General features: G+C 66.6%; 13 protein-coding genes. 8 read left to right on the top strand and 5 right to left on the bottom strand.

The features are described 5' to 3' along the window. Positions 1–45 precede the first annotated feature (45 nt). Both ACFWO8_RS30095 and ACFWO8_RS30090 read left to right on the top strand, forming a co-directional pair. Entirely contained in the window at positions 46–1,083 is a 1,038-nt protein-coding gene (locus ACFWO8_RS30095) for an LLM class F420-dependent oxidoreductase (protein ID WP_378970491.1), read from the top strand. Between the two features lie 21 nt (positions 1,084–1,104). Beyond that, on the top strand, positions 1,105–2,640 hold the full coding sequence (locus tag ACFWO8_RS30090) for an acyl-CoA synthetase (RefSeq protein ID WP_378970485.1): 1,536 nt from the start codon (positions 1,105–1,107) through the stop codon (positions 2,638–2,640). A 13-nt stretch (positions 2,641–2,653) separates the two neighbouring features. Here the strand turns inward: ACFWO8_RS30090 and ACFWO8_RS30085 are convergent, their stop codons facing one another. Continuing rightward, on the bottom strand, positions 2,654–3,652 hold the full coding sequence (locus tag ACFWO8_RS30085; protein ID WP_378970482.1) for a sigma-70 family RNA polymerase sigma factor: 999 nt from the start codon (positions 3,650–3,652) through the stop codon (positions 2,654–2,656). Between the two features lie 149 nt (positions 3,653–3,801). On the opposite strand from ACFWO8_RS30085, the gene ACFWO8_RS30080 reads away from it, so the two are divergent. After that, positions 3,802–4,218, top strand: coding sequence for a VOC family protein (locus ACFWO8_RS30080; protein ID WP_378970476.1), 417 nt, complete (start codon positions 3,802–3,804; stop codon positions 4,216–4,218). A 51-nt stretch (positions 4,219–4,269) separates the two neighbouring features. On the opposite strand, the gene ACFWO8_RS30075 is transcribed toward ACFWO8_RS30080, so the two are convergent. Beyond that, entirely contained in the window at positions 4,270–5,052 is a 783-nt protein-coding gene (locus ACFWO8_RS30075; protein WP_378970471.1) for a crotonase/enoyl-CoA hydratase family protein, read from the bottom strand. 61 nt (positions 5,053–5,113) lie between these two features. Here ACFWO8_RS30075 and ACFWO8_RS30070 point away from each other — a divergent pair, with 61 nt between their 5' ends. Next, the gene (locus tag ACFWO8_RS30070) at positions 5,114–6,757 is read left to right on the top strand and encodes an acyl-CoA synthetase (RefSeq protein ID WP_378970468.1); all 1,644 of its coding nucleotides are present in this window, start codon (positions 5,114–5,116) and stop codon (positions 6,755–6,757) included. Between the two features lie 89 nt (positions 6,758–6,846). Here the strand turns inward: ACFWO8_RS30070 and ACFWO8_RS30065 are convergent, their stop codons facing one another. Further along, positions 6,847–8,025, bottom strand: coding sequence for an FAD-dependent oxidoreductase (locus ACFWO8_RS30065; protein ID WP_378970463.1), 1,179 nt, complete (start codon positions 8,023–8,025; stop codon positions 6,847–6,849). Positions 8,026–8,124: 99 nt separating this feature from the next. Here ACFWO8_RS30065 and ACFWO8_RS30060 point away from each other — a divergent pair, with 99 nt between their 5' ends. Continuing rightward, positions 8,125–8,721 carry a TetR family transcriptional regulator gene (locus tag ACFWO8_RS30060; protein WP_378970458.1) on the top strand — a complete coding sequence of 199 codons (597 nt, stop codon included), beginning with the start codon at positions 8,125–8,127 and terminating at the stop codon, positions 8,719–8,721. Positions 8,722–8,844: 123 nt separating this feature from the next. Here ACFWO8_RS30060 and ACFWO8_RS30055 read toward each other — a convergent pair whose 3' ends face one another. Then, positions 8,845–9,942: an acyl-CoA dehydrogenase family protein gene (locus ACFWO8_RS30055; protein WP_378970453.1), complete on the bottom strand. Its 1,098-nt coding sequence runs from the start codon at positions 9,940–9,942 to the stop codon at positions 8,845–8,847. 22 nt (positions 9,943–9,964) lie between these two features. Continuing rightward, a complete protein-coding gene (locus ACFWO8_RS30050) occupies positions 9,965–11,158 on the bottom strand; it encodes an acyl-CoA dehydrogenase family protein (RefSeq protein ID WP_378970449.1) in 1,194 nt (397 codons plus the stop codon). 174 nt (positions 11,159–11,332) lie between these two features. Here ACFWO8_RS30050 and ACFWO8_RS30045 point away from each other — a divergent pair, with 174 nt between their 5' ends. From ACFWO8_RS30045 to ACFWO8_RS30035, 3 genes are all read left to right on the top strand, one after another. Beyond that, positions 11,333–11,521, top strand: coding sequence for a ferredoxin (locus ACFWO8_RS30045; RefSeq protein ID WP_378970945.1), 189 nt, complete (start codon positions 11,333–11,335; stop codon positions 11,519–11,521). Between the two features lie 43 nt (positions 11,522–11,564). Then, complete coding sequence (locus tag ACFWO8_RS30040) at positions 11,565–12,467, top strand: 3-oxoacyl-ACP reductase (protein WP_378970441.1); 903 nt, start codon at positions 11,565–11,567, stop codon at positions 12,465–12,467. Between the two features lie 324 nt (positions 12,468–12,791). Further along, positions 12,792–13,556: an MlaE family ABC transporter permease gene (locus ACFWO8_RS30035; protein WP_378970434.1), complete on the top strand. Its 765-nt coding sequence runs from the start codon at positions 12,792–12,794 to the stop codon at positions 13,554–13,556. The last annotated feature ends 2 nt before the right edge of the window (positions 13,557–13,558 follow it).

Raw genomic sequence — 13,558 nt, 5'->3', positions numbered from 1 at the left:
AGGTTCTTATTCTGCTCGCAAGGATTCGCGGAAAGGGCGCCGATCATGAAATTCGGATTGCAACTCGGATACTGGGGCGCGCAGCCCCCCGCCGGCGCCGGTGAGCTGGTGATCGCGGCCGAGGAAGCCGGCTTCGACGCGGTGTTCGCGGCCGAGTCCTGGGGGTCGGATGCCTTCGCGCCGCTGGCCTGGTGGGGCTCGTCGACGTCACGGGTGCGGCTGGGTACTTCGGTCGCGCAGATGTCGGCGCGCACGCCGGCCGCCACCGCGATGCACGCGCTCACGCTGGACCATCTCAGCGGCGGACGGGCCATTCTCGGTCTCGGCGTCTCGGGCCCGCAGGTGGTCGAGGGTTGGTACGGGCAGCCGTTCGCCCAGCCGTTGCGGCGCACCCGCGAGTACGTCGACATCGTGCGCAAGGTGCTCGCGCGCGAGGCGCCGGTGACCTCGGACAGCGCGCACTACGGGCTGCCCTACGGCGGTCCCGGCGCGACCGGACTCGGCAAACCGCTCAAGCCGATCGTGCATCCGCTGCGCGCTGATCTGCCGATCTGGCTGGGTGCGGAGGGTCCGAAGAACATCGCGCAGACCGCCGAGATCGCCGACGGCTGGCTCGCGATCTACTACGCGCCCCGGCTGGCGGGCATGTACAACGAGTGGCTCGACGAGGGCTTCGCCCGACCCGGTGCCCGTCGTTCGCGCGCGGACTTCGAGATCGCCGCGAGCGCGCAGGTGGTGATCACCGAGGATCCTGCGGCGGAGATCGAGCGGATGCGCTGGGTGAGCGCGCTCTACATCGGCGGTATGGGCGCGCCCGAGTTGAACTTCCATGCCCAGGTGTACAAGCGGATGGGCTATGGCGCGGAGGTGGACGAGATCTCCGCGCTGTTCCGGGCCGGGCGCAAGGCAGAGGCCGCCGCGGCGGTGCCCGACGAGTTGATCACCGATACCGCGATCTTCGGCGACGAAGCGCATGTGCGATCCCGGTTGAAGGAGTGGGAAGACGCGGGCGTGACGATGATGCTGATCTCGGTATCGAATGTCGAACAAATGAGTCTTCTCCAACCCCTTGTTGCTTTGTAGAACGCGTTCTAAATTCGAAGGGTGAACAGCCAGCAGACAACGCAAGTCCTCGGACTGTGGAATATCGCCGCGACAGATCCCGAGCGGATCGCCGTCGTCGATCCGGACGGCAGGGAGATCACCTATCGAGAATTGGCGACTCTGGCCAACCGCTACGCCAACGGACTACGCGGCATCGGATTGCGCACCGGCGACGTCGTGGTCAGCATGCTGCACAACGGCGTCGAGGCGATCGCCGCGTATTTCGCCGCCTACCAAGCGGGTCTGTACATCGTCGCGGTGAACTGGCATCTGACCGCGCCCGAGATCGCCTACATCCTCGGTGACAGTGATGCCGCGGCCTTCCTGGCCAGCGAACGGTTCGCGGCTACCGCCGCCGAGGCCGCCGACCTTGCCGAACTGCCGGAGGACGCCCGGTTCGCCGTGGGGACAGTGCCCGGCTTCCGGCCGGTGTCGTGGCTCGGCGCCGCCGACACCGGCAGGCCGTCGGAGCGTTCGCTCGGTGCGCCGATGCTCTATACCTCGGGAACCACGGGGCGGCCCAAGGGCGTTCGCCGTCCGCTCACCGGTGCTGATCCGGATACCGTTCCCGCGCCGAACAGGGCGTTCTTCAGCCTGTTCGAGCTGGGGCCCTACGACGACCACGTGCACATCTGCGGCTCGCCGCTCTATCACACGGCCGTGCTGAACTTCTCGACCATCTCGATCCAGCTGGGGCACAAGCTAGTTCTGATGGATCGATGGGACGCGCAGGACATGCTCGCGCTGATCGAGCGGCACAAGGTGACGCACAGCCACATGGTGCCCACTCAGTTCCATCGCCTGCTGGCCCTGCCCGACGACGTGCGCGCCCGCTACGACGTCTCCTCGCTGCGCAGCATGGTGCACGGTGCGGCACCGTGCCCGCCGCAGACCAAACGGCAGATGCTCGAGTGGTGGGGGCCGGTCGTCACCGAGTACTATGCGGCCACCGAGGGCGGCGGCGCCGTGATCAACGGAACCGAGTGGCTGGCCAAGCCAGGCTCAGTGGGCAAGGCCTGGCCGTGGTCGGTGATCAAGGTGCTCGACGAGACCGACGGCTCCGAACTGCCCGCGGGCAAAGAGGGCATGGTCTACATGCGGATGGGCACATCGAGCTTCGAGTACCACCATGCCAAGGAGAAGACCGACGAGTCGCGCGTCGGTGACCTGTTCACCGTCGGCGACATCGGCTACCTCGACGAAGACGGCTACCTGTTCCTCTGCGACCGGCGCTCCGACCTGATCCTGTCCGGTGGCGTGAACATCTACCCGGCCGAGATCGAGGGCGTGCTGATGAGCCACCCCAAAGTCGCCGATGTGGCGGTTCTCGGTGTGCCGGACCCGGATTGGGGCCAGCAGGTGAAGGCGTTCGTGCAGCCGGTGGCCGACACCGAGGGCGACGACGCACTCACCGCCGACATCCTGGAATTCGCCGCCGGTCAGCTCGCCAAGTACAAGCTGCCCCGCACGGTGGAATACCGTGCGGAGCTGCCCCGCGATCCCAACGGAAAGCTGTACAAGCGCCGCCTGCTGTGAGAACCGTTCCCGCTCAGACGGGCTCGCGCCACTCCGGCTCGAGCCCGAAGAGCGGGAACAGGCGCCCGGTGTCGAGGAAGAAGTTGAGGCCGGCGATGGTGTCGCCCTCGAGTTCGAGCACCGTGATCGACCACGGCACCCAGACGCCGGGCTCCTCGCTCGGCTTGTAATGGCCGAAGGCGGGCGAACCGTTGGCGCCGACCAGCGGAATCATCCGCGAATTGCGGCACGCGCTGCCCGTGCTGAGCATGAACGCGGCCACGTTCTCCGGGCCCGAGATCCAGAGATCGAACGGCGGCATCGACAGCGCCACATCGGCTTTGAGCAGGGTGGTGAGCGCGTCCATATCGTAGGCCTCGAACGCCTTCACGAAATCGTCGATCAGTTTGCGTTGATCGGGATCGGTCTCGTCGAAACTGTCGGCCACGGTGGGCTGCACCTTCGACATGGTGGCCCTGGCCCGCTGTAGCGCGCTGTTCACCGACGCGGGCGACATCATCAGCGCCTCCGCGGTCTCACCCGCGGAGAAGCGCAGCACCTCGCGCATGATCAGGATCGCGCGCTGGGTGGCGGGCAGGTGCTGGCAGGCCGCGACGAAGGCAAGGCGCAGCGTGTCTCTGGTGGAGGCGTGGTCGGCCGGATCGGCGCCGAAGGCGAGCGCGTTCGGGATCGGCTCGATCCACACGTAATCGGGCTGTGGCATGGGCAGCGGTGAATCCGGGCGGCCCGGCCCGTTGAGATCCATCGGTCTGGCCCGGCTCTGCGGACGATCCAGCATGTCGAGACAGATATTGGTGGCGATCTTGTAGAGCCACGAGCGCAGACTCGCGCGGCCCTCGAAGGAATCGTAGGAGCGCCAGGCGCGGGTGAAGGTTTCCTGCACCGCGTCCTCGGCCTCGAACGAGGAGCCGAGCATGCGGTAGGCATACGCGCACAACTCGCGCCGATGCGTCTCGAATTCGGCGAGTACAGCGGGATCGGGGCCGGTGGTGGCGGTTGTGGCGTCGCTCATAGTTTCACGATGCCACAGGGGTCCGACAGCCGACAGGGGCGAAAACGAACTATCGGGATTTCGCGAACTTTGCGTGGATGCGATGAATCCGCGCCGACCGCCACGTCTACATGTTCGAGACCGCAACGACGCCCCGAAAGGCTGATCCCATGAGCAACAAGATGATCTTCATCAACCTCCCCGTCGCCGACCTCGACCGGTCCAAGGGTTTCTACGAGGCGCTCGGCTGGAAGGTCAACGATGATTTCACCGATCAGAACGCGGCCTGCATCGTCGTCGACGACAACATCTGCCTGATGCTGCTGACCAAGGACTTCTTCACCACGTTCAGCAAGCGTCCGATCGCTGATACGAGTGGTGCCATCGGCGCTGCTTACGCGTTGTCGCTGGGCAGTGCGGCGGAGGTCGACGTGCTCACCGCCGCGGCGGTGGCAGCGGGCGGCACCGAAGAGACCAACGACGACAAGAAGGCCCAGGAGGCCCAGGTCGGCATGCACGGCCGCACCTTCATCGACCCGGACGGGCACCAGTGGGAGCCGTTCTTCATGGACTACCCGGGGGCGTAATCCCCTGTGCCAACAGGGCGCCCGGCGCAGAGCCCGGCGCCCTGAGGCGTGTCAGGAGCCGGTGAAGTTCGGCTTGCGCTTCTCGGCGAAGGCTCGCGGACCTTCCTTGGCATCGGCTGATCTGAACACCTCGATGCCGATCTTGGCCTCGATGGGGAACGCCTCGTTCTCCGGCATCGCCTCGGTTTCGCGCAGGGTGCGCAGCATCGCCTGGACGGCGAGCGGGCCGTTGTCGGCGATCTGGCCGGCCAGCGCCATGGCCTTGTCGAGGGCGGTGCCGTCGGGGACCACGTGTCCGATCAGGCCGATCTCCTTGGCCTCGGCGGCGGTGATGTGCCGACCGGTCAGCAGCAGATCAGCGGCCACCGTGTACGGGATCTGCCGGGCCAGCCGCACCGCGGAACCACCCAGCGGGAACAGGCCCCAGCGGGCCTCGGAGACGCCGAACTTGGCGCTTTCCCCGGCTACGCGCAGGTCGGTGCCCTGCAGGATCTCGGTGCCACCGGCGATGGCCGGGCCCTCTACCGCCGCGATCAGCGGCTTGCTCAGCCGCCGCCCCTTCAGCAGCGCGGGGAGGTAGGCCGGGTCCCAGCCGCCGCTGGAGGCGGTGTCCCCTGGATGCTGCGAGCTCATCGCCTTCAGGTCCATCCCCGCGCAGAAGGCCCCGCCCGCGCCGGTCAGGATCGCCACGCGGATGTCGGGATCGCTGTCCGCCTGGTCCCAGGCGTCGCGCATGATCGCCATCATCTCGCCGGACAGGGCGTTGCGCGCCTCGGGCCGATTCATAGTGACGATGAGGACATGGTCGCGCTTCTCGACCAGGCAGTGGGCCATTTCGATATCTCCTGACGATCTAGTCTTGCCAGAAACAGTAACACGTTCTATTTTTGTCCTTGTGAGCTACAACATAGCCGATCTCGTCGAACATGCTGTCGACTTGATGCCCGACCGGATCGTGCTGGTCGGCGAGCATCGTGAGTCGACCTACGCCGAACTGGAGGAGCGGGCCAACAAGCTGGCCCACTACCTGCAGGAACAGGGTGTGCGTCCCGGCGACAAAGTCGGAATCTATTCCAGGAACACCGTCGAGGCCGTCGAAGCGATGGTGGCCGTCTTCAAGGCGCGGGCGGTGATGATCAATGTCAATTTCCGCTATGTCGAGAACGAGCTGCTGCACATCTTCGACAACTCCGACATGGTGGCGCTGATCCACGAGCGTCGCTACACCGACAAGGTGGCGGCGGTGCGGGATAAGGTGCCCGGCCTGAAGACGGTGATCGTCGTCGAGGACGGCACCGAGGACCCCATCGGCGCCGACAGCGTGGAATACGAAGCCGCGCTGGCAGGCTCGTCGGGCGAGCGGGACTTCGAGGAACGCTCGGCCGACGACATCTACATGCTCTACACCGGCGGCACCACCGGCCTGCCCAAGGGCGTTATGTGGCGGCACGAGGACATCTGGCGAGTCCTCGGCGCCGGCATCAACTTCGTCACCGGTGAGTACACCAAGGACGAATGGGAGCTGGCCAAGATCGGCGCGGCCAACCCGCCGATGGTGCGCTACCCGATCCCGCCGATGATCCACGGCGGCGCGCAGTGGGCCACCTTCCACAGCCTGTTCGGCGGTGGCAAGGCCGTGATGATTCCAGAGTTCAGCGCGCACGGTGTGTGGCAGGCCGTCGACAAGCACGGCATCAACCTGATCTTCATCACCGGTGACGCGATGGCGCGGCCCATGCTCGACGCCCTCGCCGAGGGGAACCCGGAAACCGGTGCGCCCTACGACCTTTCGACCTTGTATGTGCTGGCCAGCAGTGCGGCGCTGTTCTCGCCCGCGCTCAAGGACGAGTTCCTCGAAGTGCTGCCCAACCGGATGATCTCGGACTCCATCGGCTCCTCGGAGACCGGGTTCGGCGGACTCTCCCTGGTCGCCAAGGGTGCCACCCACACCGGTGGCCCCCGGGTGAAGATCGACGCGGCCACCCAGGTGCTCGACGAGGAAGGCAATCCGGTCCAAGCGGGTTCCGGTGTCGTCGGCCTGCTGGCGCGCAGCGGACACATCCCGCTGGGCTACTACAAGGACGAGGTCAAGTCGGCCGCGACGTTCAAGGAGTTCAACGGGGTTCGTTTCGCGATTCCCGGCGATTACGCGCGCGTCGAGGAGGACGGCTCGGTCACCATGCTCGGCCGCGGTTCGGTGAGCATCAACAGCGGCGGGGAGAAGATCTTCCCTGAAGAGGTCGAGGCCGCGCTCAAGGCCCACCCTGAGATCTTCGACGCGCTGGTAGTCGGCGTCGAGGACGAACGCTGGGGACAGCGGGTCTGCGCGGTCGTGCAGTGCCGTAGCGAAAACCGCCCCACCCTGGCCGATCTGAAGCCGGTGCTCGGCAAGGAGATCGCGTCCTACAAGCAGCCACGCAGCCTGTGGTTCGTCGACGAGATCAAGCGCTCGCCCGCGGGCAAGCCGGACTACCGCTGGGCCAAGTCGCAGACCGACGAGCGGCCTGCGGATGAGCATGCGCAGGCAGGCTCGGCGTAGTACCGACCCGATCCGAAAAGCCCGCCCGGCAGCGTCGCCGGGCGGGCTTTCGTCGTGCTCGGGATCGGTTGCGGGGAACCGAATCCGGGTTAGCGGTTGCCGAGTTCTGACAGTTGGTAGGCCAGCTTGCCTCGGATCGCGGGGATTCGGGTGAGTAGGCGCAAGGCGGTGTTGCGTGCGGTGCGGACCGGGGCGGACTGGAGGGTGGCCATCTTGGTCATGCGGTCGGTGAAGGCGACGACGTCGAGGGCGATCGGCCTGCGGATGGTTTCGTAAGTATCGAGGATCGAATCCGGTTCGCCTGCGGTTACTTTCACGAGAAGGGCACCGAGTAGCGCCGCGTCCTGGATGCCGGTGTTCATGCCCTGGCCGCCTGCCGGGCTGTGTACGTGGGCGGCGTCGCCCGCGAGGAAGGCGCGGCCTGCGCGGTAGTGGTCGGCCACGCGGTGGTGCACCCGGAATCGGGAGCTCCACAGGACCTCGTCCACGCGGATCTCGCCCGCCGGGCCGCGGGCGTTCAGCAGGGTCCCGATGTCGTCGAGGGTGGGGTTTTCCGGGGCTTCGTCCACGGTGGCGACGACGCGGTAGCGGTTGTTCGCCTCGTCCGGGAGGGGCGCGACCACGGTGACGCCTTCGGGGGAGAGGTGTAGCGAGACCTCGGTGCGCGGGGTCGGCCAGTTCATGCGAACGTCGGCGAGGATGAACGACGCGGGGTAGGTGTCGCCGCTGAATCCGATGCCCGCCTGCTCACGCACGATGCTGTGCATCCCGTCGGCGCCGATGACATAGTCGGCGTCGATCGTGCCGCGCTGATCGTTCTCGTCCGCGTATTCGACAGTGACGCTGCCATTTTCGTCGGTGACACGGGTGACGGTGAGTGGCCGATGCACCGTGCCGCCCAGCTTGTGCAGCCGATCGAGCAGCACCTGCTCGGTGACGTCCTGCGGCACCATCAGCGTGTACGGGAACGCGGTGGGCAGATCGCCGAACTCGATGGTGGCCAACGTCTTCGCACCGTCGTGGAGCTTGAACGTCGGGACCTTGATCCCACGTTCGACGAGTTCGCTCGCGATACCGAGCCCGTCGAGCACTTCGAGCGTCCTGGCATGCACCACCGCGGCCCGAGAAGTGTTGGCGCCCTCGCCGAGTCGATCGATGAGGACATGGTCGACGCCGGCTTCGGCGAGCACGATCGCGGCGGTGAGCCCGGCGGGACCCGCGCCGACGATGACGACGGAGGTGGCTTCTGGCAGTGAGGTGGCGGTCATTTCGACTCCTGGTCAACGCTTGTTTGCCAACGCTTGTAGGCATAACGATAAGCCTGCCCGTCATGGGAAGTCAACAGTTGTTGGCCTACAATTGTTGACATGCCTGACCAGGAGAATCCCGCTCGCCGCTCCGACGCGACGAAGGCCGCCATCCTCGATGCCGCCCGCGCCCGTTTCGCCGCCGACGGCTACGCCAAGGCCACCATCCGCGCGATCGCCGCCGACGCCGAGATCGACCCCTCGATGGTGATGCGCTACTTCGGTAGCAAGGACGGCCTCTTCGCCGCCGCCGCCCAGATCGACCTGGACCTCCCCGACCTGCGTACCGCGGACCCGAACACCATGGGCGAGTTGCTGATCCGCCGCTTCCTCGAGATCTGGGAGGGCAGTGACAACACCGCCCTGCTGATCCTGCTCCGCTCCTCGATCACCGATGAGTCGGTCGCGGCCCGCTTCCGCGAGATCTTCGCCGACCAGGTCCTACCCGCCGTCCTCCGCTTCGGCACCCCCGCCGACGCCCCCCGCCGCGCCGCGCTCATCGTCACCCAACTCCTGGGTTTGGCCCTGTGCCGCTACGTCTTGCGGCTGCCCCCGGTAGTCGCGCTGACCCCGGATCAGATCGTTCGGGATATCGCCCCCACGCTCCAGCGCTATCTGACCTCGGAGTCGGCATTCGACGAGGCGGCCTCGGCCTGAGCGAGGAGTTGAATCGGTGGGCTGTTCGCTGTTCACGTCTGACACCGCAGCGGTCATAGCGGCACCGTACCAACGCAGTTGGGCCCGTACGGATTGTCCGTACGGGCCCAACTGGTGGAAGTTCTAGTTAGCGAGTTCCGCGCCGAGGGCGAGGAGGTGGGGGGTTGCTCCGCCGAGGGCGAATTCGTGGTGCTTGGCGGCGGTGAAGTAGTTGTGGGTGATGTGGTCGCGGTCGATGCCGAGGCCGCCGTGGACGTGGACGACGGTGTGGGCGACCTTGTGGCCTGCCTCGGCTGCCCAGAACTTGGCGATGTGGATGGCCTCGGCGGCGGGCAGGTCCTCCGAGAGGCGCCAGGCGCCCTGGGTGACGGTGAGGCGCAGGCCGCCGATGTCGATGTAGGCGTCGGACAGGCGCTGGGCGACCGACTGGAACGAGCCGATCGGCTTGCCGAACTGTTCGCGGGTGCGGGTGTGCTCGGCGGTCAGCTCGAGCGCGCGCTCCAAGGTGCCCAGCTGCAGGGCCGACAGGCCGAGCCAGGCATGTTCGCGCAGCCAGGTGAGGATGTCGGCACCGGCCTCGATGGTGCCGAGCAGCTCGGCCGGAGTGGCCGCGAGCTCGACGACGAACTCGGGGCTCAGGTCGACGACCTGCTGGGCGGTACGGGTGACCGAAGCGTGCTCCGGATCGATCACGAAGACGCCGACACCGGTGGAGGTGATGGCGGGCACCAGGATTCGTTCGGCCCGGTCGGCGTAGGCGACGGTGGTCGCGGTGCCGGTCAGCGCCCATGCGGCACCGGCGGCCTCGGCGACGATGCCGGGTGCGCCGGTGGTGGCGCGCAGTTCCTCGGCGAGTGCGGCGGTCAGCAGTATCTCGCCCGTGCCTGCCCGCGCGGCCAGCTGCTGCTGGTCGGCATCGCCGAACTTCGCCAGCGCGCCCGCGCCGAGGACGATCGACCACAGGTAGGGCACCGCGGCGACCACGCGGCCGAGTTCACGCAGGATCGCGGTCTGCTCGAGCATGCCGAAATCGCTGCCGCCCAGGGCTTCCGGCAGCGCGGCGGCCAGCACGCCGGTCTCGGCGAGCGAGCGCCAGAGCTGCTCGTCGAAGCGGGCAGCGGTGTCGAGCTCACGCAGTCGATCGGCGGTGACGAGCTTGGCGCAGATCTCGCCGGTCAGCCGGGCGAGATCGGTCTGGGCTTCGGTGGGAGTGAAATCCATGGGGAGATACCGGCTTTCGGGATCAGCGGGCGGAAGCGGGCTGGCGCAGGGCGGTCATGGCGATGATGTCGCGCTGCACCTCGTTGGTGCCGCCGCCGAAGGTGAGGATGAGCGCGGCACGGTGCATCCGCTCGAGCCGGCCGAGCATGTGCGCGCCGGGGGAGTCCTGGCGCAGGTAGGCGTGCGGGCCGACGACTTCCATCAGCAGGCGGTAGGTCTCGGTGGCGAGTTCGGTGCCGTAGACCTTGCACGCGGACGCGTCCCACGGCTTCGGCGCCGCTTCGCCGCCGAGATCGGCGCGACTGGCGATCTCCCAGTTCAGCAGCTGGAGATATTCGACCTTGGCGTACACGCGAGCCAAGTTGAGCCGCACCCATTCCTGGTCGATCACCCGCATGCCGCCGGGCAGGGTGGTTTCCTTGGCCCACTCGATAGTTTGCGCGACCGCGAGACTCAGTGGACCCGCCGAGGTGAGGGCGACGCGCTCGTGATTGAGCTGGTTGGTGATCAGCGACCAGCCGCCGTTCTCGGGACCGACCATCGACGAGGCGGGCACCCGCACGTCCTGGTAGTAGGTGGCGCTGGTGTCGGGCCCGGCCATCGTGTGCACCGGCGTCCAGGAGAACCCTTCGGCGTCGGTCGGCACGATCAGCATTGTGATGCCCTTGTGCTTCTTGGCCGTCGGATCGGTACGTACGGCCAACCAGATGTAGTCGGCGTAGGCGATGAGGCTGGTCCACATCTTCTGGCCGTTGATGACGAAGTCGTCACCGTCGCGCACCGCGGCGGTCCGCAGCGCGGCCAGGTCGGTACCGGCGCCCGGCTCGGAGTAGCCGATGGCGAAGTGGAGTTCACCGGCGGCGATCTTGGGTAGGAAGAACTTCTTCTGCTCCTCGGTGCCGTACTGCATGATGGTCGGCGCGACCGAGTTGAGCGTGAGGAACGGGACGGGCGCGCCCGCGATGGCGGCCTCTTCGACGAAGATCAGCTGATCCATCGTGGTGCGGTCCTGGCCGCCGTACTCCTTGGGCCAGCTCAGGGTGAGCCAGCCGTCGCGGCCCATCTCGCGCACGACCTCGCGGTAGACATTGCCCGAGCCGTATTCGCCAGTGGTCATGCTCAGCGCCGCGCGACGTTCCGGAGTCATCAGCTTCGCGAAATATTCGCGCAGCTCGGCGCGCAATTCTTCTTGCTCCGGCGTGTACGCGACGCGCATGCTTCTACCTCGATGTCGAGCTGAAAGGGCGGGTGGCGGGGCGCAGGGAATGAGCCCCGCCGAAACCGATCATTGCACATTAACTGGAACATGTTCCAGTATTGAGGGTGATTCGGCGCCGCGGACCAGGCTGTTCGGGTTAGTGTCGCCATGACCATCTGGAAGGAAGTTCTCATGAAGATCATCGTCGATTTCGACCGGTGCGAAGCGAACGGCGTCTGTGTCGGAATCGCCCCTGACATGTTCGAACTCGATGACGACGATCAGTTGACCGTCATCGAGGGTGATGTCGCCCCCGATCGCCTCGCTGACGCCGAGGAATCCGTGTCGCAGTGCCCCAAGGCCGCGCTGAGGCTGGCGTGATCCGCTCTTGTCGGATGGTGGAACACGTTCTAGAGTCGGCGCAATGAGTGTGACGCAGATTTCATTGGAGGGCCGGGTCGCCATCGTGACCGGCGCGGGCGCCGGGCTCGGCAGGGCTGAAGCTCTCGCGCTGGCGGCGGCCGGTGCGGCGGTGGTCGTCAACGACCTCACCGAGGACGCGGCGGCTGAGACCATCGCCGCGATCCGCGAGCTCGGCGGCAAGGCGGAATTCGTCGGCGGCTCCATCGCCGAACGCGCCACCGCCGACGCGCTCATCACCACCGCGCAGGAATCCCTCGGCGGCCTCGACATCGTCGTCAACAACGCGGGCATCACCCGCGACCGCATGCTGTTCAACATGTCCGACGAGGACTGGGACGCGGTGCTCGCGGTGCACCTGCGCGGACACTTCCTGCTCACCCGCAACGCGGCCGCCTACTGGCGCGCGGCGTCCAAGGCGGCGGGCGCCCCGGTCTACGGCCGACTGGTCAACACCTCCTCGGAGGCCGGCCTGCTCGGACCGGAGGGTCAGGCGAACTACGGTGCGGCCAAGGCGGGCATCACCGCCCTCACGCTGACCGCGTCGCGCGTGCTGTCCAGGTACGGCGTGCGCGCCAACGCCATCTGCCCTCGGGCCAGGACCGCGATGACCGAAGCGGTCTTCGCGGACGCGCCAGACGGCACCGTCGACCCGCTGGCGCCTGAGCACGTGGCCAAGCTCGTCGCCTACCTTGCCTCGCCCGCGGCCGACGCGGTGAACGGTCAGGTATTCGTCGTCTACGGCCCGATGGTGGCGCTGATGGCGGCACCGACCGTCGAACAGCGCTTCGACGCCGCCGGCGCCGAATGGTCCGAGGCCGACCTCGCCGCCACCCTCGGTGGCTACTTCGCAGACCGCCCCGCCGACCACACCTTCTCGGCGCGTGACCTCCGCGATCTGGGCTGAGAAGGCCCGTCTGCGGTTTGCCTGATGTTGGCCCGCCGCGCACTCCGCCGGTTTTGTCTTGCCTGTCGTGTTGATCACCAGTCCAGGACTTGGTAGACATGACCGTCGGGGTGTGTGACGCCTCACAGCAGGTCAGCCTATTTGAATAAGAATCCGTTTCAGTTTTGACGGCGATTTACGAGAAAAGTCCTGTTCCGAGTCTATGAAAATGGAAGACATGAACAGGAACATGTTCTAGTCTTTGGGCAGTCTTCAGATCGGGGTGGCAGTGCAGTACGGGTACGCGGACATTGCGGTCCGCCCGTCGATTGAGGAGGAATCGGTATGAACAACCTCCTTGCTGTCCCCTTGCGGGCGGTCGGCGGCTTCTTCGAACTCGGCGCGGAGGTGGCACGTGCCACCGTCCGCAAGCCGTTCCAATGGCGCGAATTCATCGACCAGGCCTGGTTCGTGGCTCGCGTCTCGATCGTGCCGACCGTGCTGGTCGCCATCCCGTTCACGGTGCTGGTGGTCTTCACTCTCAACATCCTGTTGCGCGAGATCGGCGCCGCCGACCTCAGTGGTGCGGCCGCCGCGTTCGGCGCCGTCACCCAGGTCGGGCCGATCGTCACGGTGCTGATCGTGGCGGGCGCGGGCGCCACCGCGATCTGTGCCGACCTGGGCGCACGCACGATTCGCGAAGAGATCGACGCGATGAAGGTGCTCGGCATCGACCCGATCAGCCGACTGGTCGTGCCGCGCGTGTTCGCCTCGATGTTCGTGGCGCTGATGCTCAACAGCCTGGTGTGCACCATCGGCATCGCCGGCGGTTTCGTGTTCTCGGTCTTCCTCCAAGGAGTGAACCCCGGCGCGTTCGTCAACGGCATTCCGCTGCTGACAAATTTTCCCGAGCTGATCCTCTCCGAGATCAAGGCAGGGTTGTTCGGCCTGATCGCCGGAATGGTCGCCTGTTATCTCGGGCTCCAGGTCAAAGGCGGACCCAAGAGCGTCGGTGACGCGGTGAACCAAACCGTGGTTTTCGCATTCATGGCGCTGTTCGTGGTGAATGTCGTTGTCACCGCGATCGGCCTGAAATTCACGGTGCGGTGACC

The organism is Nocardia sp. NPDC058480 (assembly GCF_042720495.1).
In the GTDB taxonomy this organism is placed as follows: Bacteria; Actinomycetota; Actinomycetes; order Mycobacteriales; family Mycobacteriaceae; genus Nocardia.
This window is presented reverse-complemented; position numbering and strand designations above follow the sequence as displayed.